Source organism: Streptomyces sp. ID05-26A, assembly GCF_033794685.1.
Taxonomy (GTDB): domain Bacteria; phylum Actinomycetota; class Actinomycetes; order Mycobacteriales; family Pseudonocardiaceae; genus Lentzea.
Window position 1 is genome coordinate 496,656 of sequence record NZ_JARAYZ010000003.1, and the last position, 26,937, is coordinate 523,592.

15 protein-coding genes and 3 pseudogenes are annotated in these 26,937 nt (G+C 67.4%); 12 read left to right on the plus strand and 6 right to left on the minus strand.

From position 1 onward, the window contains the following. Window positions 1-70 precede the first annotated feature (70 nt). Complete coding sequence (locus tag PV646_RS29665; RefSeq protein WP_500345581.1) at window positions 71-631, plus strand: hypothetical protein; 561 nt, start codon at window positions 71-73, stop codon at window positions 629-631. Window positions 632-885: 254 nt separating this feature from the next. Here PV646_RS29665 and PV646_RS29670 read toward each other — a convergent pair whose 3' ends face one another. From PV646_RS29670 to PV646_RS29680, 3 genes are all read right to left on the minus strand, one after another. Then, window positions 886-2,364, minus strand: coding sequence for a glycoside hydrolase family 43 protein (locus PV646_RS29670; RefSeq protein ID WP_500345582.1), 1,479 nt, complete (start codon window positions 2,362-2,364; stop codon window positions 886-888). Window positions 2,365-2,706: 342 nt separating this feature from the next. Continuing rightward, entirely contained in the window at window positions 2,707-3,447 is a 741-nt protein-coding gene (locus tag PV646_RS29675; RefSeq protein WP_500345583.1) for a hypothetical protein, read from the minus strand. A 156-nt stretch (window positions 3,448-3,603) separates the two neighbouring features. Beyond that, entirely contained in the window at window positions 3,604-6,417 is a 2,814-nt protein-coding gene (locus tag PV646_RS29680) for a tetratricopeptide repeat protein (RefSeq protein ID WP_500345584.1), read from the minus strand. Between the two features lie 219 nt (window positions 6,418-6,636). Here PV646_RS29680 and PV646_RS29685 point away from each other — a divergent pair, with 219 nt between their 5' ends. From PV646_RS29685 to PV646_RS29715, 7 genes and pseudogenes are all read left to right on the plus strand, one after another. Beyond that, window positions 6,637-8,436: a protein kinase domain-containing protein gene (locus PV646_RS29685; RefSeq protein ID WP_500345585.1), complete on the plus strand. Its 1,800-nt coding sequence runs from the start codon at window positions 6,637-6,639 to the stop codon at window positions 8,434-8,436. Between the two features lie 65 nt (window positions 8,437-8,501). Further along, window positions 8,502-8,939 (plus strand): annotated as a pseudogene (locus PV646_RS29690) (FHA domain-containing protein); the annotation flags it as partial. A 114-nt stretch (window positions 8,940-9,053) separates the two neighbouring features. Further along, window positions 9,054-9,563 (plus strand): annotated as a pseudogene (locus PV646_RS29695) (ATP-binding cassette domain-containing protein); the annotation flags it as partial. A 246-nt stretch (window positions 9,564-9,809) separates the two neighbouring features. Then, window positions 9,810-10,598 (plus strand): annotated as a pseudogene (locus tag PV646_RS29700) (ABC transporter permease); the annotation flags it as partial. Window positions 10,599-11,063: 465 nt separating this feature from the next. Then, a complete protein-coding gene (locus PV646_RS29705; protein WP_500345586.1) occupies window positions 11,064-13,295 on the plus strand; it encodes a tetratricopeptide repeat protein in 2,232 nt (743 codons plus the stop codon). 188 nt (window positions 13,296-13,483) lie between these two features. Continuing rightward, window positions 13,484-13,624, plus strand: a complete 141-nt coding sequence (locus PV646_RS29710) for a hypothetical protein (protein ID WP_500345587.1) — start codon at window positions 13,484-13,486, stop codon at window positions 13,622-13,624. 5 nt (window positions 13,625-13,629) lie between these two features. Then, window positions 13,630-13,971 carry a molybdenum ABC transporter substrate-binding protein gene (locus PV646_RS29715; RefSeq protein ID WP_500345588.1) on the plus strand — a complete coding sequence of 114 codons (342 nt, stop codon included), beginning with the start codon at window positions 13,630-13,632 and terminating at the stop codon, window positions 13,969-13,971. A gap of 66 nt (window positions 13,972-14,037) precedes the next feature. On the opposite strand, the gene PV646_RS29720 is transcribed toward PV646_RS29715, so the two are convergent. Continuing rightward, window positions 14,038-14,412: a hypothetical protein gene (locus PV646_RS29720; protein ID WP_500345589.1), complete on the minus strand. Its 375-nt coding sequence runs from the start codon at window positions 14,410-14,412 to the stop codon at window positions 14,038-14,040. Between the two features lie 165 nt (window positions 14,413-14,577). Here PV646_RS29720 and PV646_RS29725 point away from each other — a divergent pair, with 165 nt between their 5' ends. After that, window positions 14,578-15,513: a hypothetical protein gene (locus tag PV646_RS29725; RefSeq protein ID WP_500345590.1), complete on the plus strand. Its 936-nt coding sequence runs from the start codon at window positions 14,578-14,580 to the stop codon at window positions 15,511-15,513. Window positions 15,514-15,527: 14 nt separating this feature from the next. Here PV646_RS29725 and PV646_RS29730 read toward each other — a convergent pair whose 3' ends face one another. After that, the gene (locus PV646_RS29730; RefSeq protein ID WP_500345591.1) at window positions 15,528-18,644 is read right to left on the minus strand and encodes a DEAD/DEAH box helicase; all 3,117 of its coding nucleotides are present in this window, start codon (window positions 18,642-18,644) and stop codon (window positions 15,528-15,530) included. Continuing rightward, window positions 18,641-19,810, minus strand: coding sequence for a toll/interleukin-1 receptor domain-containing protein (locus tag PV646_RS29735; RefSeq protein WP_500345592.1), 1,170 nt, complete (start codon window positions 19,808-19,810; stop codon window positions 18,641-18,643). Before PV646_RS29735 ends, PV646_RS29730 begins: the two co-directional genes overlap by 4 nt. A 206-nt stretch (window positions 19,811-20,016) precedes the next feature. On the opposite strand from PV646_RS29735, the gene PV646_RS29740 reads away from it, so the two are divergent. From PV646_RS29740 to PV646_RS29750, 3 genes are read left to right on the plus strand one after another with little or no spacing between them, the layout of a single operon-like run. Next, on the plus strand, window positions 20,017-21,177 hold the full coding sequence (locus PV646_RS29740) for a restriction endonuclease-related protein (RefSeq protein ID WP_500345593.1): 1,161 nt from the start codon (window positions 20,017-20,019) through the stop codon (window positions 21,175-21,177). Further along, on the plus strand, window positions 21,174-24,356 hold the full coding sequence (locus PV646_RS29745; protein ID WP_500345594.1) for a hypothetical protein: 3,183 nt from the start codon (window positions 21,174-21,176) through the stop codon (window positions 24,354-24,356). The genes PV646_RS29740 and PV646_RS29745 overlap by 4 nt, the downstream gene beginning before the upstream one ends. Then, window positions 24,353-26,929 carry an RNaseH domain-containing protein gene (locus tag PV646_RS29750; RefSeq protein WP_500345595.1) on the plus strand — a complete coding sequence of 859 codons (2,577 nt, stop codon included), beginning with the start codon at window positions 24,353-24,355 and terminating at the stop codon, window positions 26,927-26,929. The genes PV646_RS29745 and PV646_RS29750 overlap by 4 nt, the downstream gene beginning before the upstream one ends. Window positions 26,930-26,937: the final 8 nt, after the last annotated feature.

Below are 26,937 nucleotides of genomic sequence, written 5' to 3' on the forward strand. Positions count from 1 at the left end.
GACGATTGATTCCAATGATCAAGGAATCGCAACCGAGAGTGCTCGCCCGTGTGCAGGAGGGGAGGACGGCATGACGCAACAAGAACAGCAGGGCAGGATCGAGGATGATCGTGGGAATGGCAGTGGAGTCGGAAAAGTGTTGGGAATAGCAGTCTCCGTGGTCACGCTTCTCGGATTTTTCGGCATCGCCAAGTTTACTGACATATTCTCCGCTCGCGAGTCGGCAAGCACGACGATGGGGTCGACGACCAGCTCGACCTCACTGGCGGACACGGTCGACCGGGCAAGCTACATTGTCTCCGCCGACGCGATATGCCGTAAGTGGTTCGAAAAGACGGCCGAGATCGCGGATGGCATGCCGGAAAGCCTGGAAAAGTTTCGAATCACCTTGAATATATTCGAAAACATGTTGACGGAATGGCAAGCGATCCCTCCGCCGGCTTCAGATAGCGCGGAAGTCGATTCGATCATCCAGGAGAGCCGCAGATCCACAGAGGTGATGCGCAATGCCGAGTCGGCGCTCCGTGGTGGAGACAGAGAATCGACATTGCGGTTCATCGAGCGAGCTTCGCAGGTGAGCGAGTCGAACCAGCAACGCGCACTCGCATACGGTTTCCGAATCTGCAGTTGATTCATCCTCGAACCGTCTCGGCGACGTCCACTGATCACAGTCGGCCGATGTCGGACTCGCGATCAGCGGCCAGGCTCTCACCCGACAGCGTCAAGCGGCCCGCCGACCGCGATCACGTGGTAGTCGGCGAGCCGCATGGCCGGAGCGCCGGCACCACCGGCGAGGACATGAAGCGTGCCCGCAGTGTCCGGTGGTGGCCCGTCAGTGAAGGTCCTCCGACATCCGGCGAAAGCGGCGGGGTGAGACGCTGACCCTCAGCGGTGCGACACGGCGAAGTTGTCGAAGGACGCACCGGTGTTGAAGACGCGCACCCCGTTGGCCCCGCTGGAGAAGCTGGTGTCCGTCACAGTGATCTTCGGCGTGACCATGTCACCGACGTACACCTTGATGGCCGAGCCGATCGCTTCCACCCGCAGGTGGTGCCGGACGTTCGGCCGCACGCCGACCGGAGCCGACGCGAGCTGCGTCCAGTTGTTGTCGGCCTTGCCGAGCACGACCCGTCCGCTGCCGGTGATCCCGGCGTAGTAACCCCGGTAGGCGTCCGTCCCGGTGGTGGCCTGCGTAGCGCGGAACACGACCCCGCTGTCACCGGACGCGGACGCCGGGGTGATGTCGGCGTCCTGCACGAAGTTCGAGAAGTTCGTGTCCAGCAGGGACTTCCCGCCGAACGACGCGCCGGTCTGATACCTGCCACCGCTCGCCGACCAGGTGCCGCCGTGCGTGGTCCAGCCGACGGCGTTGTTGTCGTCGAAGTTGTCCTTGACCCGCATGGTCACCGGCTGGATGGTGCCGTCGGCGTTGAAGTTCATCCGGTCGTAGGCGAGCTGCCGGTCGTTGGCGCCGGTGCGGCCGAGCGGGCGCCGGTGGTAGACGATGTACCAGATGTCCGTGCCCGGCACGTTGATCACCGAGTTGTGGCCGGATCCCCTTGCCACGGCGGCGTCCTGGGCCAGGACGCGGCTGAGTTTGGTGAACGGGCCGGTGGGGGAGTCGGAGATGGCGTAGGACACGGCGTAGTTCGGACCGGTCCAGCCGTCCTCGGACCACATGAAGTAGTACTTGCCGTTGCGCTTGAACATCTGCGAACCCTCGGTGAAGTTCGCCGGGGTGATCTCCTTGTACGTGCTGCCGTCGGGGAACTGACCGAGGCTCGTCATGTCCTCGTTCAGCTTCACCACGTTGGCGTGTCCCCAGCCGCCGTAGTACATGTACGCCTGGCCATCGGTGTCGATGAACACGTCCTGGTCGATGGGCTGCGCGCCGTTGACGAACTGGCTGATCAACGGCTTGCCGATCGCGTTCCGGTACGGACCCTCCGGCCGGTCGGCGACCGCGACACCGATGCCGCCCAGTTCGGAGTTGCTCTGGATGTCGTTCGCGCCGAAGTACAGGTAGTACTTGCCGTTGCGCTGCACGGGAGCGGGAGCCCAGACAGCCCGCCGTGCCCACGAGACGTTCGCGGTGGTGAGGACGTTGGCGTGCTTGGTCCAGTTGACGAGGTCGGTCGAGGAGAAGGCGTCGAGGTACGTCTGCTGGTCGTACGGCCGCGACGAGGTGGGAAAGACCCAGTACCGGTCGCCGTAGACCGCGACGTCCGGGTCCGCGTACCACCCGTCCACGAAGGGGTTGCCGGCCTCGGCCGTCGAGAAGTCGGGAGCGGCGGACGAGGCCACGGCGGGCACGCCGCCGAGCAGGGAGAGGGCCAGGGCCGCCAGGACGATCTTTGACGTCACGTCTCGTCCAATCTGCAGGGGGTATTTACAACGTTGTAAACACGGTGTGCATCGATCCAAACACCCACTGCGCACACCTGTCCAGGTCGGCGGTGTGCTTGTGCAGGTCAGCGGAGTCGTCGGCGGGACGCGAGGTCTGCGAGGAGATCGTGTGTGGCGGCTGGCGCCGGTGGGCGACTGTGAGTGAGCGCGGACGAGCCGGGATCGTGGTGAGGCAAGTGGGCAGATCAGGTGTGGGCGGGAGCCAGCGAGGCGATGTCGTCCTGGTCCGCAGGACCTTGTCTCCGCAGATCGCTGGAAGTGCCGCACCGGGGCCGCGTCAGCCCACCCCGCACGACCCACTCAGGAGGCCGCCGCCCAACTCCGCTCGTTCGTGCCACGAGGTGCTGGCACGTCGCTCGCGGGCGCGTCGGTCACGATCAGGTCGAAGCGTTCACATCGCAAGGCGTAGCTCGCCGGCGCGGCCAGGGGCGCTCGCACCCAGAACTCCTGAGTCTCGCCTGCGCGCAGCGGTTCCTCGAAACGCAGCCCGCATTCTTCTTTCAGCGCGCCTTTCAACACGGTCATGTCGGTGGCGCAAGGAAGCGTGAACTCGTCCACGCCATCGCGCAGGGCCACGACCGTCCAGTGTTCGACGCGATCCGGTGGCGACGCGTTCAGTCGGAGTTCGACGCGGATGCGCGCGATGTACCACTCCTCCCGTGGCCGCCGACGCGGCCGCAGCGCAGCCTCTGCGAGGCGCTCGAATCCGTCGTCGAGTCTCCGGCGGACGGTGCGCGCGTCCCTGTGCGAGCGGTCAGCGAGCCAGTCCAGCCGATGGGAGAGGAACAGGTGTTGTGCCTGCGGATTCATGCCGAGCGCGGTGGTGACGACGAGTCGCAGGTCGTCCGGAAGCACGTGCACGAGGCCGTTGACCCACGTCCGGAGTTTCTCTCTGCTCAATTCCGCACCGTCGTGCTCGTCCGCCGTGGTTGCGGTGCGCAACAACGGACCGATGTGCCGCTCGAGACCAGGTGTCTCCACGCCACGGCCGCGGCACAAAGATTTCAGCTCGCCCACGAGCCGCTGCGTCGAGACGGTCATGATTCCCTCCGGCCAGGTCGTCGTCCTCAATAGGCTCAGGTTTTCTGAGCGCTATGTCGACAGTGGCGTCGGGGGTGTTACCGGGTTCGCGAGAACGTTATTTTCCATGCCGCGCAGAATGTCAACTCCGAGAAAACTGAAAAAAACATGACAAATTCAGGACTCGCGTTTTCTGGCGACCTGCTGCTCGAACCAGTCGAACGCGTGCATCGCGGAGCTCGGGAGAATGGTCGCCAGGATCTCGGCCGTGAGCGCCTGGCCGTAGAGGTCGTTGCGACGGCCGACCTCCTGGATCGCGTCGCGTCGCACCGACCTGAACGTCTGCCTCGCTTCCGCGCGGTTCCCGCGCCAGAAGTGCATGATTCCGAGCTCGTAACGCGTCCTCAGCGTTTCCGGATGGCCGGCACCGAGCACACGCTCCTGGCCTTCCAGAGCTCGGGTGTACTTGTCGAAGGCCTGGTCGCGATCCCGGTTCTGAGCGTGTGCCTGGCCGAGCAGGAAGACGGTGCGCAGATGAAGCCGGTGGTCGGAGCCGAGTTTGCGGGCCATGACATCGGCCAGGTCCGAGTACTCAGCCAGTACCAGGTGGGGCGCTCCCTGCCCGACCATGACCCGCAGGTGCGCCACGGTCGCGACCAACGTCCTCGGGTTGTCGGTACCGAACTCCCTGCGGGCGGCCGCCACCAGTTCGCGCAGCGCCACCTCGGCTCTCACCCAGTCCTCTTTCTCGGGGAACTTCTCCAGGATGAAGACCTCCAGCTGCGCCTCGTGCAACAGCGCTGCGGCCTCCAGCGCGTGGATGTGGCCGGGGAGCCCCTGACGTTGGTAGTGATCGACGATCTCCTGGGCCCTGGCACGCGCGCCGATGCGGTCGTCCGTCGCCATTCCGATGGCGATCAGCTCGAGCTGGAGAGGTATCAGCTCCTCGGTGAACTGCCCGCCCATCTTGGCGAGCAGTGTGTCCGCCAGGGTGGTCGCTTCGGTGAAGTAGCCGAGTGCCCGGCGGTTGCGGATGTGCGCCGTGCGGACCGTGATCTGTTCCTGCGGGGGCGCGCTCTTCAGCGCGGGGCCGGTGACCAGTCGCTGCCAGATCGTCTCGGCTTCGCGGTGCCGGGTCCTGGCGTCGAGCACATCGGCCCGGACGTGTTCCGCTCGCATGGCCATCAGATCGTTCGCCGCCAGGCCGGCGAGCTCGTCGGCGTGCTCCAGCGCCTTGTCGTGGTCTCCTGCGGCGAACCTGCTCCTGGCCGCCGCGTGCAGGTGACCGAGCTGGTGAGGCTGCCAGCCGTACAGGTCTTCGTGGCACGGCGCCGAAAGGCCGGGCTCACCGCGCGCGTCGTGATGGGCGGCTACCAGTTGGTTGAGCGATGTCGACAGGTCGGGCGATGACCTGGTTCGGGAGAGCAACGCGCGTGCGTGCGGTGCCAGCTCGGCTGTGCTGGTCTCCGCCAGTGCGAGCAACTGACGTGCTGCGACGACAGCGACGGCGCCCAGTTCGTCCCGTCCGGCGCTCTGCAGCACGGCCTCACGCACCAGCTGGTGCACCTGCCAGGACGTGTCTTCCTGGGTGACGAGCCGATCCTGGTCCAGTGTGGCCAGCACAGCGGAGGTGCGGGGGAGTGCCGACGGTTCCAACGCCCCGATGACCTCGCGGATCAACGCCGCGGGCAACGGTTCGGGTGAGCACACGGCGGACAGCACGAGCACGGCACGTTCGGGGCCTTCCCGGTGTTCGATCGCGTCGCGGGTCATCGCCATGGCCCGGTCGAGCACGCCGGCGTCGGAGGTGAGGTGGTCGACCCGTTCGCGCAGGTGCCAGATTCCCTGTCGCCCGCGGGCTCCCGCCGCGGCGAACCGGATCGCATAGGGGTGCCCACCCAAACGTGCCACCACCGTGTTCACGGCGTCGACCTCGTCGCCGATCGGCGGGTGGTGCTGGGAGAAGAGCTTGCGGCCGTCGTCCGGGGAGAGACCGCCGAGTCGCACGGGTGTGGCGATGCCCGGCGACAGCTCCTGCTGGCCGATGAGTAACGTGTGCACGTCACCGACGTCCGGGACCAGCTCCACGAGAACGTCGTCCGGCGCGCCCGCCGGTACCGCGTCGACCACCCACAGCTTGGGGCCTGGCCTGTCCTGCAGGTGCCGAGTCCACCAGCCGAGCAGCTGACGACGGGTCAGGCCACCCGGCGGGCTGTCGACCTGCTCCGCGAGTTCTCGCAGGCGCGCCGTGTGCACCGCCCGCGCTCGATCGGCATGACGAGTCGCACCGGTCAGGTCGGTCCAGTAGATGCCACCCGGGTACAGGAACCCGTAGTCGTGCACGTAGACCTTGGCGAGCGAGGTCTTTCCGATGCCGGTCATGCCGGTGAGTGAGGCCACCTGCGGCGCCGTCACCTCGTTCATCAGCGGGTGGTCGCCGCGGTGCAGGGCCGAGTGCAGCGCCCACCGGTCGCGGTACCTGCCGACGAAATCCACCGTTGGCTCGAACTTCCGGTGGTGCACCAGGGGCGGCGGGCCGAAGTCCATGCCGGGGAACGGGCCGTCCAGCGCATCCGCCTTCTGCCGGATCAGCGTCACGAGGGCGTCGAGATCACGCTTCGACTGCCAGGCCCGCACGTACCGGTTGGTGCTGAGCTCCAGCGGGAGCAGGTGGTCGGTGTCCGGGTCCTCCGGGTTGACCACCAGGATCCGTTGCTCGATCTGCTTCGCGCGCAAGGCCGTGAGGTAGGCGTGCCGCAGCTCGAACTCGCACGCCGAACGCTGCGGGAACGAAGCCGAGTAGTACACGAGCATCGTCTTCGACTCGCGTAGCGCCGTGGTGATCTCCGCGGAGACGCCATGGCCGTACTTGATGCCGCGTTCATCGATGAACGCGCACAGTCCCGCCTTCTCCAGCGCCTTGTACAGCTCCATGACTCGCGGCCGATCATCACCGCTGAATGACAGGAACACGTCATAACCGGCTTTCACCCCGTGGACGGTATCGGTCGATGCGCGGACCTACTCGGCAATGTCGCACTTCTACCGGGAAATTGTCACTTTTCTGTCCTGTCTGAATCCGGCGGATGCGGCTTCGTCAGGAGCTGCGGAATGCGACAGGGAACTGTCCCGGTTCTGTCCACTGCGGCCTGGCGGTCGGCGCCTACGCTCGTCACTCACCAATTCGTGGGAAAAGTGAGGGTTCGGCGCATGAGGCGACCTTTGGGGAGTCGGTACACGCTGGGCGAGCTCCTCGGTTCCGGCGCGATGGGCCAGGTGTACGAGGGCACAGACGAGAGCGGCACGCCTTACGCGTTCAAGCTGCTGCGTCCCGACCTGGTCGACGATCCGGACTTCATCGCCAAGTTCCACCAGGAACGATCGATCCTGACCGCCCTGCGCGGGCAGCACCTCGTCGCCGTGCACGACCTCGTCGTGGAGGGCAACACGGCTGCGATCGTGATGGACCTCGTGCGGGGCGGCAGTCTGCGAACGGCGCTCAACGCGTCGGGCGGCACGCTGTTGCCGGCCGAGGTCGCGCGCATCGGGGCGGGCATCGCGGATGCCCTGCACAGCGTGCACCTCGCGGGGTTCGTGCACCGCGACGTCAAACCGGAGAACGTCCTCATGGACTCCTCCATACCCAGACTCACCGACTTCGGCATCTCCAAGATGGCGAACGCCTCCAAGGTCGGCCGCAGCACGATGCTCGCGGGTACGCCCTACTACGTGGCGCCCGAACTGGTCGACGGCAAGGACGTCAGCCCGGCGGCCGATCTCTACTCCCTCGGGATCGTCCTCTACGAACTGTGCTGCGGTGTCACGCCGTTCGTGGGCGAGTCGGTGTTCCAGGTGTTGCGGGACCACTGCGAGAAAGCACCTGGACGGCCGAACAGCGTGCCCGACGAGCTGTGGGACGTGATCTCGAACTTGCTGCACAAGAACCCGGCCATGCGGCCGAAGTCCGCGGAACTCGTCTCGGCGGTGCTGCTGAACCTTTCCGGGCGGCTGCTGAACGCTCCGGTAGGCACCCGTCTCGACCTGCCGCCCGCAGCCATCCCGTTGAGTCACGGCAACGACAACGAAACGGTGATGCGAGTGCCGAACTCGTCCTCGCCCATGCCCGCCAAACGCAGAAGCCGGGCGCTTCCCGTCCTGGCCGCGGTCGTCGTCCTGCTGGGTGGTGCCGGCGGTACCTACGCGTTGATGTCCGCCAAGGAGAACAGCACCGGCAACGGTGCCGCCGCAGCCACACCGACCGGTGGGAACGGCACGACGACGACCACCACGGTGTCGACCACCACCACGACCTCCAGCGAGGTCCGGATCACCACGATGCCGGACCTGGTCGGCAAGAACGTCAGCGCTGCGAAGGACGCGCTGCCCAGGTCGATGAAGGTGGAGCTCGTCGACCAGGTCGACGAGAAGGCCGCGGCGGACACGGTGCTCAGCCAGGATCCCGCTGCCGGGCAACCGGTGGGGGACAGCGCGAAACTCGTCGTCGTTCGCGCTGGAGTGGTCGTATACCTGGACGCGTTGACGCCGACCGCGGGGCGTTGGGGCACCTCGGGAAACGGCTACGTGGTGGGGATGGGAGCCAAGCAGTACGTGCACTCCGTGGGCACCAATCTCGACAACTACCACTGTGCGTCGGAGGTGTTCAGCGTCGAGTACAACCTCTCGAAGGGCTACCGGCGGTTCGTCGCCGAGGCCGGTTTCAGCGACAACTCCGAGAACACCGCGGTCAAGGTCCAGCTCGAGGTGCTGGCGGACGGCAGGCAGATCTTCAGCAAGCCAGTGGGGTTCGGCTCGACCGTTCCGCTCGACCTCGACCTCACCGGCGTGCTGCGGCTGACGTTCCAGTACCAGGTGACGAGCGGCCCCAGGACGTGCGACAGCACGTTCGCGCTCGGTGAGGCGAAGCTGCTTGGCCTGGCCAGGGAGGTGCCCACCTCGGGTCTGCCGGCGGCCTCCACCGTGACCACGACGACGACCACGACGTCCCGGTGACGGCAGAGCTGGAGGTGTCGTCGGGCGGCCGGTCGTGGACGTTCCCGCCGGGAGCCCCGGTCCTCGTGGGACGCGGTTCGGCGAGCGACGTCGTCCTCGACGACCCGGCGGTGTCCCGCAACCACTTGCGGATCGAGTACGACAACGGGTGGGTGCTGCGTGACCCCGGCAGTTCGGGCGGCACCTGGGCGGACGGGCGGCAAGTGCGCGAACAGCGCATCACCGGTGAGTTCGTGGTGCGTCTGGCGGACGAGGTGGAGGTGGTCTTCCGATGCGGTACGGCCACACCTCCGAACGGCGTGATCAGCATCGGCCGGGCCGCCGACAACGACCTGGTGCTCGTCGATCCGATGGTGTCACGGCGGCACGCGACCGCGCGGTACGTCGGCGACGGCTGGCGGGTGTCCGATCTGGGCAGTGCGAACCCGGTGTTGCACAACGGTGAACCCGTCGCGGCCGGCGTCGTGGTGTCCTGCGGCGATCTGCTCACCTTCGGTTCCACGGACGTCCTCGTCACACCGGTCGGGCTCACGCCGTTGCCGGGAGCTGAGCGTCACCTGGTCGTCGACAACGTCGGGTTCACGTTGCCCAGTGGCAAGCCGTTGCTCTCCGGGGTGTCGCTGAACGTGCGGCCGGGAGAGCTCGTCGCGGTGGTCGGGCCGTCCGGAGCGGGCAAGTCGACCCTGCTGAAGGTGCTGACCGGAACCCTCGTGCCGACCCGCGGTCACGTCAGCTACGACGGACTCGACGTGCACGACCACCCGGCTGTCCGTGAACGGATCGGCGTCGTGCCGCAGAAGGACGTGATGCACGTCCGGCTCAGCGCACGTCGTGCGCTCGCCTATGCCGCGAAGCTCAGGTTGCCCGCCGACACCACGCGGCGGGAACGTGATGACGTTGTTGCCGCGGCACTGGAGCAGGTGGACCTCACCCCGCAGGCGCGGACCACGGTGCGCCGGCTTTCCGGCGGACAGCAGAAACGCGTGTCGATCGCGATGGAACTGCTGACCTCGCCACCGTTGCTGTTGCTCGACGAACCGACCTCTGGTCTCGATCCGTGGCTGGACAAGCAGATCATGAACTCCCTGCGCGCTGTCGCGGACACGGGGCGGTCGGTCGTGGTCGTGACCCACAACCCGGACAACCTCGCTCAATGCGACCGGATCCTGGTGCTGGCGCCTGGTGGTGTGCCGTTCTTCCTGGGCGCGCCCGACGAACTGCGCGTCCGGTTCGGCGCGGCCAGTTGGGCCGACATCTTCGAAGCGGCCGCGAGTCGGCCGGTGCCCACCGGGGCAGGCGCTCCGGAAAGGCGGGTGCCCGCGAGTGTGCCGCAGCCTGCGGCCACCCCGAGAACGGTGTGGCGTCAGCTGGCGACCCTGGTGTCCCGGCACACCAGACTCATCCTGGCCGATCCGGGGTACGCCGCGTTCCTGCTGCTGATCCCGTTGTCGCTCGCCGGGCTCGCGCTGGCCGTGCCGGGCGACGCGGGGCTGGGACCACCGGGTGCGGCGGATCCCACCGAACCGACGCAGATGCTGGTGCTGCTGTTCGTCGGCGCGGAGTTCACCGGCGGTGCCTGCGGGGCACGGGAGATCGTCGCGGAACGCGCGATCTTCCTGCGGGAACGTGCGGCCGGGCTGCGGCCGCGCGCGTACGGGCTGAGCAAGCTGATGTTGTTCGGTGTCATCGTTGCTGTGCAGGCAGTTCTGCTGGTGGCCGGGACTCTGGCGGTGAAACCGGGACCGGCGGACGCCGTCCTTCTCGGTCATCAGGCGGTCGAACTGGTCGTTGCGGTCTGGCTCACCGCTTTCGCGACCTGCGCGCTGTCGTTGGTGGTGTCGGCCTGGGTGAAGTCCTCGGAGCAGGTGATGCCCTTGCTGGTGGTGCTGGTGATGGCGCAACTGGTGTTGTGCGGGGGGATGATCCCGGTGACCGATCGGCCGGTGCTGGAACAGCTGTCCTGGCTGGCCCCCGCGCGCTGGGGGTACGCCGCCGGTGCGTCCACCGTGGACGTTCGGTCGCACGTGCCCGGCGTGCCCGCGGAGCCGTTGTGGCGCCATGAACCGCTCTGGTGGCTGCTCTCCGCGGGAATCCTGGTCGCCATGACGGTCCCGCTCGCCGTGCTGCTCGTGCGGAGGGTGAGCCGGCTCCGGGCCGAGTGACCCGGTGCAGGTCCGGTCGTCTGCTGTTTCCAGGTTTCCTGCCGACCGGGGCGACAGGAAACCACTTCTGTCCGGCCCGTCCGCAGGCGAAGCTTCTGGTGTCGGCAAAAGCTGACGAAGAAGAGGAAGAAAAGCGTCGGTGGGCGCGGTCGCGGAGGTGTGAGATGAATTTCTTCATATCTGCCTCCGTGCTGCGCAGAATCGTCGCACTGGCCTTCGTCGCAGGACTCGTCCTCGGCGCCTGGATCGGTGACCGGATCGGTTCCACGCCACCTCCGCAGCCTTCCTCGGCCGTCCAGGAGGTAATACAGCCATGCACACCCACTTCGTGGTCGTCGTTGATTTCGTTCAGCTCGTGCTCGCCCTGATCTGAGTGGGCAGTGATGTTCCGGCTGCCGGGTGAAGCTTCCGGCCGGAACGTCCGAGAACATCCTTTTCAGCTGCTGGGTGAGGCATCATCAATCCATGGCAGCAGCGGAATTGTCCCTTTTCGGCGGTGAGTTGCGGCGGCTGCGTCTGTCGGCTGGGCTGTCCCAGTCCCGGTTCGCCGTCATGATCCACTACAGCAAGGGCTATCTGAGCAAGGTCGAGACAGGCAGTGCCGAGGTCAACCGCGAGTTCGCGCAGGCCTGCGACAACGCTCTCGAAGCGAACGGCGCGCTGCTGGAACTCGCCGGTGATCGTCCGCGCAAGCGGTCGGTGGGGCAGCTCGCCACCACCATGAGCGGGTTGCCACCGTCCACACCGCACTTCGTCGGCCGTTCCGCGGAACTGGTCCGCATCACCGCCTTTCTGGTCGCCGAGCAGGGAGCTGTCGCCTGCGCGCTGACCGGGCTCGCGGGCGCGGGCAAGACCGCGCTCGCGTTGCGGGCGGCGTGGACCGTGGCGGACTCGTTCCCGGACGGGTGTGCCTACCTCGACCTGGCCGGACACACGCCCGAAGCGCAGGCCGTGAACGCACAGGACGCGTTCCACCCACTTCTGCGCATGCTCGGCGTCCCGGCCGAGCAGATCCCGTCCCATCCGGACGCCAGAGCCAACCTTTACCGCAGTGTGCTGCGCGGCAAGCGATGCCTGTTCGTACTCGACAACGTCGGCAGTGCGCGTCAGGTCGCGCCGCTGCTGCCTTCCGAACCGAGGTGTCGAGTGATCATCACGAGTCGCAACCGGCTGAACGCGTTGGACGACGCGGTGCACGTCGCGGTGGACGTGCTCCCCGCGGAAACAGCGGCGTCGTTGTTTCGCGCCATTGCGCGGGAGCGTGCGGAGTCGGCCCCGGACGAGGTCGTCGCCCGAGTCGTCGATCGCTGTGGTCGTCTGCCGCTCGCGGTGCGCATCGCCGCGGCGCGCTTCCGCGGCAGTCCGATGTGGACGCTGGAGGAGTTCGACGAGCGGCTGGTCGGCGAGGCGTCCAGGCTGAGCGCGTTGAACGACGGCGAGCGCAGTGTCGCCGCGGCGTTCGCCCTGTCGTGCCGGGCGTTGACCGCTGACCAGCTGCGATTGTTCGCACTGCTCGCGCTCCATCCCGGCCGCGACGTGGAGGTGCGCAGCGCGGCGGCTCTCGCCGAGCTGGGGCTCGTGGAGACGCGACGGTTGCTGGACGACCTCGGCGACGTGCACCTCGTCTCCCCGCTCGGTACGAACCACGTCACCGTCCACGACCTCGTGCGCGCGTTCGCCGGCGATCGACTTCTTCCGGGCATCGCGCCGGACGAGCAGACGGCGGCGGTGCGGCGGTTGCTGGACCACAGCCTCGTACTGGCCGAGTCCAGCGACGAGTTCCTCGCGCCACACCGGCATCGCCTGGCTCTGTCGGTCGGGACAATCCCGGAGGTGTCGGTGAAGTTCACCGAGCGCACAGCAGCCGCCGCGTGGATCGACGCCGAGTGGCCGAACCTGGTGGCCTTGTGCCGTGCCGCGGCGGCACGCGGACTCCACGACCAGTGCTGGCAACTGGCGTTCCTGCTCAGGGACTTCTTCTTCCTGACGAAGCTGTGGGACGTGTGGATCGACATCCACCTGCTCGCCGCTGACGCCGCTCGTGTCGCCGGGGACGGGAAGGCGCTCGCGATCACGTTGAACAACCTGGGCATGGCTCACGCCGACCGGGGCGAGCTCGCAGTCGCGATCGGCTACTACGAGGAGGCGCTGGAGCAGTTCCGCGAACTGGAGGACGCGCGCGGGGTGACCGACGCGCTGTCCAACATCGCCTGGATCGCGCTCTACCAGGGCGATCCGAGCAGGACGGTGCGCGACCTGAACGAGGCGCGCGCTTCCTACCGCCGGATGAACGCACCGCGCAACGCGGCGATCGCGTTGCGGGGCATGGCACTGGCCGAAGTCGAGCTCGGACTGGGCGAGGATGCCGTGCGGCACGCGGAGGAGTCGCAGACCGAGTTCGCGACGCTCGGCCTGGAGCTGGACGTCGTCATGTCCGCCAACTGCACGGCGTGGGCACACTTCCGGGCCGGACGGCTCGACGACGCGGCCGAACACTACGCACGCGCGGCCGAGCTGGCCCGGAACTGCGGAAGTCAGTACGAGATGGCCCGCGCGACGACAGGCCTGGGCAACGTCGACGCGGCGAAGGGAAACCGGGCCGCGGCGGCGACCCACTGGGCCGCTGCCGACGAGCTGCACGGTGGCCTGAACGACGTCATGGTCGGCGAGACACGCGCCCGAACCTCTTTGGCGTGACAGGGTTTACCCAGAAGCCGGGCAGTTCCGTGACAACCGCGGCAGGTCGTTAACGGCGTCGCACGCCGTCCGATGACGAGCGGGGAGGCAATGAAGACCCCGACCATCCGGAGGCCGCAGTGGAAGAATCACGAACACAGGAAACACAACAGGAGAACCCGAGGCGACGGCGCCGTTCGATCGCCTGGGTGTACTACGCGATCCTCGCCGCAGTCGGCCTGTACCTGGGTTTCGACGTCAACGCGAGTCTGCTGATCCCCGGCGCCCTGTGCGCGATGTACTCGGTCTACCTCTTTCGCGGTGGCCGTTTCGTGCTGTGGATCTGGTGACCGCCATGAGAGGAATGTTGCTGATGATCGTGGTGTCCGTGGCTCTCACCGGCTGCTCGTTCGGGCCGACCACGAAGGACGAGGTGTGTGAGAGTTTCCAGGACCTCGCGCACAGTGTGAGCAACGCCAACGGGATCTTCGACAACGCGATCTTCAGCGATGCCGGCACGTTGTCCAGTGTGGCCGGTCGCTACGAGGGCGGTGAGCAGCTCAAGTCGGACGCGGAGGCACTCGACGCGATCGCCGACTCGAAAAGCACCAGCGTTCTGGCGCTGATGAACGCGACGCAACAGACCGCACGGCTTTGCGGTCAGCAGTTGGGCCGTGGACTCTCGCTACCCGGCTAGTGGTGTGGACACGGAGATGGGCGACTGCCGCACCGGCAGTCGCCCATCTCCGTGCAGGCGCACGGATCAGCAGTGCCCCACCGAGGTCTGGTTCTCCACCAGTGAGGAGTGGGTCCATCCGGTGCCGGCCGGAGACGCGATCCGGAACCAGCGCGCCGACGCGTAGTCGGACTGGGGCGGGTAGACCCACTGCGTGTCGGCCCAGCACAGCATCGTGACCGACGTGCCGTTGCCGTTGTAGCCGATGACGCCGCACGAGGTGGTCCCGCACGTGCGCAGGTTGGCACCGCCGGAGTTCGATCCGATGTAGCTCGGGCCGAAGAACGCGGACACGTCTGCCGAGGCCTGCGGGGCCGACATGAGCAGGCCGGTGGCACTGGCCGCCACCGCGACCAGCAACGCCTTCCAGCGCACCCCGCGCGTCTTCGCGACGTTGTTCATGAGAACCGCCTTTCGATGGGGACGGACTTCCTCGGAACAGCCACCATCGTGAACCGGCGAAATGTGCGATATAAGGTCAGTAGCCGGTCAACAAGCGGTGGTTCAGGCCTGATCGTGAGGAATACTCGAATGATTGAGAACGGGACGTCGAATCGACTCGTCCGAGTGGTTGCCGAACTGAAGGCACTGCGCAAGGGGTACGGCGTCGAGTCCCGTGACATAGCCACGCGCATCGGCCCGGAACTGCGTCTGATCTGCGGTCTCGTCGAATCCGACAGTCAATCCGCGCAACGCGTGAAGCTCGTCGAGGCACTGGCCGCGGTCGTCGCGGTGCTGCCGGGCCACCTGGCATCCGCGGCGGCCACGGCATTCGGTTTGCAAGGCCGCGGCGAGCGGCGATTCGAGGAACGAATAGCGCGAATGGCTGCCGAGATGGAACGCGACGTGCGAACCGCGCGCCGCCACGTGGACCACCTGATGGATCGAATCGCGGAGATGCTGATCGAATTCGCGCAGTCGAACAGCGTCGAACGCGAGCCTGAATGGACTTGGCACACAGCGGACCTCGCCACCGTCGTGGTGCTGGGGGCGGAGAGGACCGAGGTCATCGAGCAACGCCGTGTCGTCAGCAGGACCGAACACCTGACCGCCGTCGACTTCTCGATGACCATCGCCGAGAACCAGCCGCTCGACCTGGCCACCCTGGGAGTCGACGTCATCCGCGGAGCGATGCTGCGGACACCGCAGCGAGTGGGATCGACACGGGTCAGGTTCGATCTCGACCTGCCCAGGTCGCTTGGCACCGGCGAGGAGCACACGGTCGTGATGCGCATGCGGTTGCCCACGACGTTCGCGCCCTACTACGTCTGCACACCTACCCGCCCGTGCGACCGGTTCGACCTCGTGGTGCGGTTCTCGCCGGACAAAGCACCGAGCAGGGCCTGGCGTCTCGAGAACGAGCTCCCGATCGACATCACGGACCCCTTGTTCACCAGGGAACCGCTGGACGTGGACGTGGTCGGTGAGGTGCACGCCGAGTTCACCGGGTTGACGCTGAACCGCTCCTGCGGGATCCGCTGGGAGCCGGCCGACCCGCGCTGAAGGTCCTCTTCGGGTCAGTCCTCCGGCGGGGCGATCAGGTCGTCGAGGGCCGGTTGGCCCGCTTCCTCCAGCGCTGCCTCGGCCGCGGCGCGCAGGGATGCCGCCAGCAGCTCGTCGCCGCCCGCACAGTGGAGCACCTGGCCGTCGTCTGCTGCGGCGATGGTGTTCGCGTCAGTGAGCTTGTCGTGACGAAGCCGGAGGTACACCTCCCGATCGACGGCGCGGTTCAGGTGTCTGACCACGGGGGCGAGTCCTTTGCCGACCCCCGCCGAGAGCTGCCACGGCAGGTTCTCGGCGAGTTCGCCGAGATCGGCGTCCGGGTGCAGGTGCCGGGCGATGTCGATGACGGGCTGGATGACGTCGGCAGTGCGTCGGGCGGCGTACGCGATCGGACCGGGGTCACGGATGCCCGCCTGCGGGCGCAGGTAGAGCGACAGGGCTTGCTCGATCTCGGTGATCGGCTGGCCGGCCGACCACATCTGGCACGCGATCGCGCGCCTGGTCCGTCCGGTCCTGGCTCCTTTCTCACTGCGCCGCCCCAGGAGCGCGCCCGCCACCGCCGATGCACACAGCTGGCGGACCAGTTGCTGGGCGAACCTGTCGTACTCGCGGTCCCAGTTCGCGGACTTCTTGGCGAATCTGCTGTCGTCTGCTTCCGTGACCAGCTGCGCGGCACCGATCAGAGTCATCCTGGTCAGGTCTGTGGCGGAGACGTCCTTGAGCGTGGCGGCCAGCGCGCGAGCGGACGAGACCGAAAGTCCGCTGCGGACGACGGTCTCGCCGAGCGGGGTGAGCTGCCATCCGCCGGCTACCAGGAACCCTTCCTCGCTGAGGGCATCAACAGCGAACCGCACCCGTTCGAGGGAGAACGGGTTGTGCGCGTCGTCCCAGCGTTCGTGGAAGGCGGCGAACGACCACCGCAGGAAGTCCGCGACTCCCGCCGCGTCGGCTCCGCCTTCTTCCTTTTCCAGCACGTTGAGCACGGTCAGAACTACAGCGTCGAGATCGAGTTCGGGACCGATCAGCGCGGATCGAGCCACCTGCGGTTCGGCGTTCACGTAGTCGCGCCAGACGCGTTTCACCTCGTCCTCCCCGGCACAGACGACGAACGCCTGCCCAGGCTGGTCACGGCCGGCCCGGCCCGCCATGTTCTGGTACTCGTCAGCGGTGTACGGCCGGTCGGGATGGTCGAGCTCACAGATGACCACGGCGTCGGCGAACAGGTTCACGCCCTGGCTCAGCGTCGTGGTGGCGACAACGACCCGGATGTCGCCTGCGCGGTCGCCGAAACCCCGCACGACGGCTTCCTGCTCGACGTCGAGGAGGTCGGCGTTGTGGAAGGCGACCCCGCTTTTCAGACAGTCGCGCAAGAGCAAGCCCAGCCGCGACACGTCACCCTGGGGCAGCGCGGTGAGCGTGGACTTGGCTGGAGGCAGACCGAGCTGCCGGGCGAGTCGCCGGGCGAAGTCGCTGGCACCGGCGCGCCGCGCACGGAACACCAGGACGCGTTTCCCTTGTGCGACCAGAGTTTCGACCACGCGCTCAGCGAGGCGGCCGGGGCTGTTCTCCTCCGAGGCGGCCAATAGCCGCTGTGTGGACTCCTTCGCCTGTTGCCCGCCACCGTGTACCCGATGGCGATAGCTGCCATCCGGACCGACCACACCCTCCGAGAGCTCGACGGTGCGTTCCTCGTGCCGGGCCGGGTACGCGCCCAGCCAGCCCGCCAGCTGGTCAGGCTGGTCGCCCAGCACGGCGGACAGCCCGACGAGCTGGGGGATCGGCAGGCCCTGCTGGGCGGCCTTGCGCAGCCTGGTGAGAAACAGTTCCAGCCGCGGGCCCCGGTCGGGCAGCAGCAGGTTCTGGATCTCGTCGACCACCAGCACACCTACCCGGTCCAGCAGCTTCGGGTGCGCGGAGTACAGGCCGATGAAGGTCTCGTACGTGACCACCGCGATCTCGAACGAGCCCGAGACGAGATCGCCGACCTGCTCGCGCAGCCCGCCCGTGGCGCGTACGACCCGGTGACCGAGCGGACCGTACGTCGCCTGGAACCGCTGGTACTGCTCGCTGACGAGCGCGCGGCTGGGCAGCAGGAAGACGGCCTTCCGGTTGCCGTCCAGCGTGCGCAGTGCGGCGATCTCGCCGACGAGTGTCTTGCCACTCGCGGTCGGTGCGCTGACCACGACGTTGCACCCGTGCAGGAGCCCGCCCGCGTTGATGGCGTTGACCTGCATGTTGTTGAGCTTGCTGACTCGGTTGCGCCACAGTTTCGCCATCGCCGAGTCGATGCCGTGTGGCACGAGGGACATCAGATCCTTGTTGACCGGAGGGGGCTGGGCGTGGTCGCCGATCGCCAGGTAGCGCGGCCCCGGTCGCAGCGGCAGGAAGCTGGGCCTGCGCATCGTGCCCTCGAAGGTCGGGTGCTGACGGCGCTTCCATGTCCCGATCTCCTCCGCGCCGACCTTCGCCTGCACGTAGCGCACCAACGACGTCAGACACACCCTGCCCTTGTCGTCGAGGACGTCACCGGCGCCCATGAGCGCCTGGACTAGATGATGCGTCAGGATTCCGTGCCGGTAGAGGGGCAGTTCGAACGCCTCTTCGTCGGCAGAGGCCGCGCCGAGGAAGATCCGGCCATCACCGTTGATCGACTTCAGCACGTCCCACGCGCCGGTCGTGTCCGACCGGGCGACACTGCCGTCGTCGCCGGGCGCGTAGAACGCCCTCGCCAGCACGCCACCGGAGAAGCAGCAGTCGAGCACGACGACCAGCAGCCGGGCCTTGATCGTCCGGACAAGTGAGACGAACTCCGTCAGCGGCAGGGCGGTGTCCGCGAACTGACCCGGGACCGCGTCGTAGGTGGCGAGTTGCCGCGTCCGCGTGCCGTGACCGGAGAAGCTGATGAACACCACGTCATCGTCGCTGCTGACCTCGGCGAGGCGGTGGAGTTCGGTGACCAGCCTGACTTTCGTGGCCTCCGCGTCCTGAAGCAGGACGCAGTCGCCGCTCGAGTTGTCGGTCAGCAACGCGTGCACGGCCAGCGCGTCGCGCCTCGCGAACTGCATCGGCCTGAACTCAGGGTCGCGGTAGTTGTCGATGCCGATGCAGAGCGCGTGCAGGGTGCCGGTCAAGGCCGCTCCCATCCCTGCCACGGCGCGGTGTCGTCGATTGCCTTGAGCAGGGTGCCGAGTTCGCTCTCGATCAAGGCCTCGACCTGATAGTGATCCATGGTCTGCGGGTGCAGGAACATCGGGATCTCGTCCACCGAGCGGCCGGGCAGGACGACCGGCAGGAGGTGACCCGCCCAGTCGGGGTGTTTCTGCACCAGGTTCCTGATCATCCCGAGCTCGTTGCGGATGCCCGCGCGGTCAGTGCCTTCGTACGTACCGTCGCCGACGGCTTTGACGACCGGTGAGGCGATGACGGCGATGAAGTCGGCCCCGCGGATCTGATGGAGTGCCCAGTGATCCCACGACATGCGGGGGCCCTCGTGGGCGTGGTCGATCACCGGATCCAGGCCACACGCGCGCAGCAGGTCGGCGAAGTCCCTCACCAATTTCTTGTGCGCCTCGTCCTCGTGCGCATAACAGATGAAGATGCGAGATGAACGTGCGGGAAGGCCGATTGCGGGACCGCTTGTCGACGCGGTGTCGACCTGAGGTGCCAGTGTCGGCCCGGTCAGTTCGATGGAGAACTCGCGCGACGTGCCGGTCGCCCCGAAGTCGTCACCTTCCGCGAGTTCCGGGTCGAAACGGGCGGTCAACCGGAATTTCTCGCTGGTGCGGTCCGCAGGGGCGAGCAGCACCATCCAAGCCGAATAGGAGCCCGGCCGAACGCCGGTTTCGGTCGCGGCGACGTACAGCCAACGGATGTGGTCGCCGGATGCGCCGTAGACGTGGACCGGGCCCTCCGTCGCCGGGACGTGCGCGAGCGCGGTGCTGCCCTCCGCGGGGACGAACTCCAGGTTGCGGCTGAGGCCGTACGACGTCTCCGGCTGCGGTTCCACGGCGCCTCGTGGCACCGCAGCCACGATCGTCGACCCGCTTTCCGCCAGGCAGAAGCCGACCTCGAACCAGCGCACCGAGGGTGCGTCGTGGTCGAGCAGGACATCGAAGCTGACCTTGACCTGGTGCGCGGCCGAACCGGGGAACGTGGCGCTCGACCCGGCCACGGGGTGCACCTGCCATCGCCTGAGATGGATCGCGCCGAACGTCACCTTCTCCGGTCCCTGGTCGATCCGCCGCCCGCTCCTGTCGACCAGGGTCAACGGGACCACGATGCCGTTTTCCGGCTGCATATCACTCCTCTGGAGGGAGACCTGCGATGTTGGCGACAGATTAGACGTGCGGATTGTGAGGCGACGCGCGCCCCGCGCATGTCATGAAAATGTCCAAAAAATGTCATATTTCCGCCGAATTTGACCAATTGCAGTGATTAATGGGTTGTGGTTTGCTTCCGACTCAAATTCGCCAATCCGGTGACGGGTTTCAGAAAGGTTCGTTCGTGGTCGAAAGCTGGGCCGAGACTGTTTCGGCGACCCGTGCTCCCGCTGATCAACGCCGTGGCCAGGCCGTGACGGCGTGCTGCCTGGCGGCGTCGGTCGTCGGCGATCCCGCCGTGCCGCGTGCTCGCCAGGCACGCGTGCTTATGAGCTGCCTCGGCGTGCTTTCCGCGGCTCATCCCGTCGGCGAGGCACCCACGATGGCGGTGTTCCGCGAGGGGCTCAAGGGACATCTCGAAGATCTGCTGCCGGAGGACCTGGACCTCAGCGGGATCGGGAAGCTGAAGCTGCTCGACCAGGACGGCAGCTTCAGCGACGAGGCCGAGGACCTGTGCGGCGAGTTCCTGGTGCCCACCGCGGCGCTGGAGGAGCACTGGCCGTGGCCGCGGGTGGCCGCCGAGCAGGAGGAGCGGCGGTTGTTCGAGATGCTGCGGAGGCTTCCGCAGGGGGAGTACACGCGGTTGCGCACCGAGCTCGTCGAGCGTCCTGCGGGAGATCTCCGCACCCTGCGCCGAACGTGGGACAGCCTGCTGCCGCAGTTCTACGAGCCGGTCGCGCGGCTGCCGGGCCGACAGTTGCGCGGCTGGTTCTTCCTGTGCCCGTCGTGCCGGTGGCCGATGCGGGTGCTTGGCACCGGTTCGGTGGTGGACGTCCGGTGCGAGGCGCATTTCCGCCACGGGGTGTCGTACAGCTGCCGGACCAACACCCCTGCGGGCGAGGCTCCCCGGCTGATGCCGACCGGCGAGGCGGCGACGCCGGTCGACGCCCAGCCGGCCACGAGTGAGTCGTTCGCGGTGTCCCGGATCGCGTGGCGCTACATGACGCTGCCGGGCCTGCTGGAGTGCGAACTGCGGAACCACGCGACCGGTCTCCGTGCCGACAAGGTGGTCATGTGGCCGGACCGCGACCTGTACGACCTCGCGATCAAGCTGGCTGGAAAGGAATGGTTCGTGGATGCCAAGATGTGGGCGTCTCCGAGGGCGTTGGGCGAGGCGCTGCGTGCCCGTCCTCCGGCCGTGCCTGACCTGGTCATCGTCATCCCTGATCACCAGCGCAAGGACCTGCACCTGCTTCGGCAGCTGGTCGAGGGGTGCGGCTACCGGATCGTGACGGCACGGGAGTTGAAGAAGGAACTGGCTGACGCTGCGGGGAGGACGGCGTGATCGGCACCAGTCCCAGCGGGCTCGCGACCCAGATCGCCTGCGCCTTCGCCGAGGAGTTCTTCGGCTTTCCCGAGGACGGACGCACGGCCGTGCCGGTGGATGCCGCGGCGCTCATCGCCGCAGGCCTGGTGCACCGGTGGCACGGCTGGTCGGCGCAGGCCGCGGACACCCGGCAGCTCATGGGCCGGTTCCTGCGGGTGCGGCCGAACGAGATCGGTGCGCCGCGCAGGTTCCGCGCCGCTGTTCGTCAGATGTGCGCGGACCCGGACAGTCCCTATCGCACCGACGATGGTGCTCCTGTGGTGGTGGCACGGCACGGCCAGCGGCCGTTGGAGCTCGTGGCGCGCCTGCTCGACGACGCTGAGGTCAAGTACGGGCAGAGCCGCACGCCATTGCCTGTCGCGGGTGAGGGAAGGTGGCAGTTCGGCTGGCGCGGTGAGTCCGTTGTGGACTTTCCGCTCAGGGGCGGTGGCGTGACGATCGATCCGATCGTCGTCGACACCGTTCCCGCGGTGCCGCAGGTGCGGGCGACCGGGGAGGAGCTGCGGAAGCTGGCTCAGCGGATCACCGAGTTGCACAAGCAGGAGCCATGGCGGGTCCACCGACTTGAAGAGCTGTTCGGCGGTCTGCAGGACAGCGACGGCGCCGCCGTCCAGGAGCTGGTGCTGGAACCGGGTGGCATCCGTCTGCTCAACGCCCCCACCGGGGTCGGCAAGTCCGTCCTCATGCGACTGCTCGCGATCCATCTCGCGGACGCAGGGGTGTCGGTGGCGCTTGTGGTCGGCAACGTGAACGAGGCGGTCGAAACCGCCGAGAAGATCAACAGGGACCTGCCGGTCCTGGGCAAACCGTTGCGCTGCGCCGCTCTCGTCTCACCGCGGCGGCTCGCAGAGAAGGCCGAGCAGGCCGCTGACCGGGGCGAGTGGGACCGGTTCGACACCTTGGGTTACGGCTGCGCCCTCGCCGGGCTGATGGTCGACGGACCGCGGCCGGTCGCCGGAGACGAGCCGTGCGTCAAGCTGCGGCGGGTGTCCGACGAGACCGACTCGAAGGGCAGGCGAAAGACACAGCCACGGCATGCCTGTCCGTTCACCGGAGTGTGCGATCGTCATCAGGGTCTTCACCAGGCTGCGGTCGCTGACGTCGTCGTCACGAACCACCACAACTTCGTGGCCGGCACCATCCCCGTTCCCGTGAGCGTCGACGGCACCGAGCTGAGAGGTCTGCCGGTGCGGGAGTTCGTGTTGCGGCGGGGCGCGGTGGTGCTGATCGACGAGGTGGACCTGTTGCAGAGCAACATGTTCGACGCGGGAGCCCGGCATCTAAGGCTCTCCGCCAGTGGAACGGCCGTCGAGCTGCCGCTGGTCACGTTGGACAACGATCGGGCGGCGTTGCTGCCAGCGGAGGACCGCGCTGTCGTGCCGCCGTTGACCCGCACCCGGTTCCTGGCCGACCAGTTCCTCAACTACGTGCTGGAAGGCGACCTGTGGCTCGGTGACGAGCGCCCGCAGGCGCGCCGGTCGTCTGACAGCGCGGACTCCGGCTGGCACCTGCCGGGCTCACGCGACCAGGTTCTGCTCCAGCACCTGTTCGGCATTCGGCCCGCCACCGAGGACGAGCCGGCCGAACCGGCGTCGGACGAGGTCTACCAGCAGTTCAACCAGATCTTCCCCGACACGGCCACATCCGGCGCCGCGACACTGCCCGCGTGGTTGCGAAAGGTGGCTGACCTGCTGGTCACAGCAGTCAGCAACGACAGCGGCGAGGACCGCCTCCGGGAGATCCGGCACCGGCTGCTGGAAACGGTCGCGCGGAAGGTCAAGAGCGACGAGACCTGCCGGGACGTGGTGAACGCGTTGCTGGTGCGCACCTGGCTCGGAGCGTTGCACCAGGCGCTGACCGGCCTGATGTTCGCCGTCGCCGCACCAGGAACGGAGATGCCGGCGGCCAGGGCACTGGCTGACCAACTGGGCACCGTCGCCCAGCACCAGCCGATCCCGTACGGCCCGCTCGGCTACCTGCTGTTCGGGTTCCGGGTCGAGCGGGTCGACGACCCCAGACTGGGCGGGACCCTGTCCGTGCAGGCGGTCGGCGGTGATCCGCACACCACGATCGCGCAGCTGGGTGGCACCATCGCACTGGCTTCCGCCGGAGTCGAACGGGTGGTCCTCGGGCTCTCCGCGACCGCCTACTTTCCCGGCGCCGCTCGTGAGCACGTCCTGGCACCCGTCACCTACGCCATGACCGACGCCAAGCCGGGGGCCTTCACCACCCGATCCGGCAGAACGCTCGACGAGCTGGATGAGCCGATCAAGATCGGCGGCCGCATGGAGTCGGGGAAGGACGCCGCGGTCAGGGAGCTGGGTGCGCAGCTGTGGCGCCAACGCCTCGACCCGCATCTGCAGGAGCTGGCCGCGCAGGGATCGGACCGCGAGCGGTGCATGCTGGTCGGCAACTCCTACCGGCACGCCGCACTGCTCGCAGCCGGGGTCGCGAGCAGGACACCCGACAGCAGCTGGGTGGCCGTCCTCGTCCCCAAGGACGGTGGCTCGTCGCCGGTGGTGCTGCCCTCCGACATCGTCACGTTGACGATCGACGACCTGGAGCTGCTGCCGTCTCGTCACCCCCAGGTCAAGGTCTGCATCGCGCCGATGAGCCTGGTGACGCGCGGACTCAACATTCTCGTGCCGGGCGGCCAGAAGTCCGCCCTGGCGTCCGTGTGGGTGTGTGTACGCCCGCCGACCCAGATCACGGAGTCCGCCGAGATGTTCGCGAGCGTCAACGCCCACGCGTTGCGCGATGGCGGGCCGAGCGCGGATCCGGTCGGGGAGTGGACCGAACAACGCCGACGGGCGTTCTCGCGGTTGTTCCACATCCTCACGAGCGACCCGCGGTTCAGCCGGCTGAGCAAGACGCTCAAGTCGGAGGCGGTCGCCGGGATGCTCGTCGACATGATCCAGCTGGCCGGCCGGGCGCGGCGGGGCGGCACGCCGGTGGAGCTCTTCCTGGTGGACGACGCGTTCCACGACGAGAAGCTCGGCACAGATCTGCGGCGCCTGCTCCGCTACTACTACGACAACCTCAGCCCCGTCGAACAGTGCGAACTGAGGCGCATCTACGGCTCGACGCTGGAGTCCTGGTTGGTCTTCGCGGGAATCGATGACAAGGAGACTTCGTGACCACGGACAAGAAACTGGCATTGCTCGCCTACCCGCTCACCGGGACGGTGCACGGCATGGTCCACGTCTACCGGCTTCCGGACGCGGTGGTGGAGGTCTGGGAGCAGGTGCGGGCCCGTTACCGGGAACGCGTGCGCGCCAACGTCAACCTCCCTTACGCCGGGCTGGCGACTGGGCTGCGTGCCTACAGCGGCGCCTTCGTGAACCTTTTTCCCACCAGTAGAAAGGACGCGCCGCGACAGTTGGTGGCCAGCAGGCCGTTGGACCAACAAGATCTGCGCGATGCCGTGGTGCTGTGGGAGCAGGCGGTACTGGGGGTGCCCGACGACGAGATCACTTTTCGCTACGTCAGCGAGTTGGCGGACCTGGTTGCGGGAAGCACCGTCGAGGAGGTGTCGCTCGCGGATCACGTCCACCACGTCGGCAACCAGCCCGATGCGCCGAACTGGGTGTACGAGGCCGCGACCTGGGAGGCTGGTCGCCGACTGGCCGCGACGCCGTGGCAGGTCGACGGCCGCGAAGTGACCTTCCGGGTCGACACGGACGGCAACCTGCTGGTGTGGGACCCGAAGGCGTTGTGGTCGGATGCCTGGACGAAGGAAAGCGGCCTCCAGTACGCCGCCTTGCGCATCAGGCTGTCGATGCAGACGTTGCCGGACTTGCGCACGCCCGCGCTGGTGCTGGACCCCTCGGTGGCGAGGTTGAGCCGTTGGCTGCGGAACACGCGCACTGCGTGGCTTGCTCACCAAAGGGATGATGCGCCGTTGCTCACCCTTGGGGTGGAAGGCTGGGGCGAGCAAACAAGAATTGAGCCGACGAGTCGGATCGCCCTGTCGGTGTCCCGTCTGCTCAGCGGCGAGAAGCTGCTCGGCCCGGGCGACCTCGATCTGACCGGGGAACCCCGACGGTTGCGCGCGCTTGTGCCGATGTCCGCGCGGTGGCCGGTCGGCCGCGGTGTGGGCATGTACACCGTGCGGGAGCTGTGCCGGCACGCCGCCGAGGCGCTGGAGGTCCCGAACCTCACCGCAACCGAGGTGAAGGAACACAGGTTCTCCAAGCAAGCCAGGCGAAATCCGGAGAAGGGGAGGGATACTGAACTTCTTGAAGAGAACGCCCTGTCGAGCGTTATCAAGGCCTCCGGCTGCGAGCGGTTGCGCCTTCTCGTCCTCTACTACGAGCCACGCACTCGCAGTCGTGTGCTGCGTTTGCTCGGACATCACTTCAAGGAGGCGTCCCTGGGCGAGGACAGCCCTCACGACGAGCTGATCGACGTCGGCGCCGGGGTGGAGATCGTCTTCCACCACGCGAAGGAGCTGCTCGTCCACGGCAGGCAGGGCGAACGGCTCGCCGCTGTGAACCGTGTTCCGCACCTCGTAGGGCCGGCCGGAACGCGGGTGCTGGCGCTCTGCGAGACGGAGTACGACGGCAAGACCCCGGACGAGGACGCGAAACCGTTGGTCAACCAACTGCTCGCGAGGCGCGGTGTACTGGCACAGTTCCTGGCGACCGCACCGGAAGCACGGCCGGTTCACGAGCCGGCGGCAGACTTCCGCGGCCACGCCGCACTGGCCGACCTGATGCGGGTCGCGGGTCTGGTCCACCCGCGTATGACGAAGGCGTTGTCCTTCGGGCCGATGGGGACGAAGGAACCTGTCACGTACGTCGGGCTGCATGTGCGGGAGCAGCGTGGAAACGCGTGGACCAGCGGTCGACCGAAGTTGAGCTGGTCGCTGGTCGCCACGATTCCGGATGGCGACTACTGGAGGGTTCTCGCGTATCAGGCGGTGCGGGAGCGGAAGACGGGCACCGAGGTCGGGTGGCACGACTACTTCACCGCGAACGCGGCGTTCCGGGCGAGCCCGTTGCCGGGAGGAAAGCGGCAGGACGAGGTCCTGGTCACGACGATCGACGCCGCGCTCGGTTCGCTGCAGCGGCACATCGCCACTGGGGCCGGCTACGTGGTGATGGTCTCCGGCGACAGCGCGCGATCGTTGTATCCGTTGCTGGCCAACAAGAACCTTGACCTCGAACCGGATGCCTCCTGCCTGGTGAACGGCCGCCTCGCCCTGCCGGGCTGGGGACCGGTTGCTGGTCTGCGCCCTCGGGCCGTCGTGCGGATCACCTCTGGGAGTCGTGATCTGCCCCGGCCGGTCGAGGTGCGCATCGCCGACCCGAAGGCCGACAACGGTCAGCGCATCGGCAAGACCACCCGGTCATTGCACCAGCTGGACGGTTCGGCGAACACCTGGATCCTGTCAAATGTTCCGCGCCAGTTCGCCGGCAACACGAAACCCCGTCGTATCGGGCTTGACGCGGGGCGCTGGTCCGCGAGCGCCGAGGTGGGCAGGAACACGTGGTATGCCCACTCCACCACCGAGATCGTGGTCGTGGGAGCGGACTCCGATCTGGTGCGGTACGCCGTGGCGGCAGCGAGGTTGTGCGACCACTCCGTTTCCTGGGACGGGCGGACCAGTTATCCCGTGCCGGTGCACTTGGCGAGGTTGATGGACCACGATCATCCTGAATACCGGCGGACCGTCGACGGGGACGACGACACCGAGAGCGCGGAGTAGGCACCGCG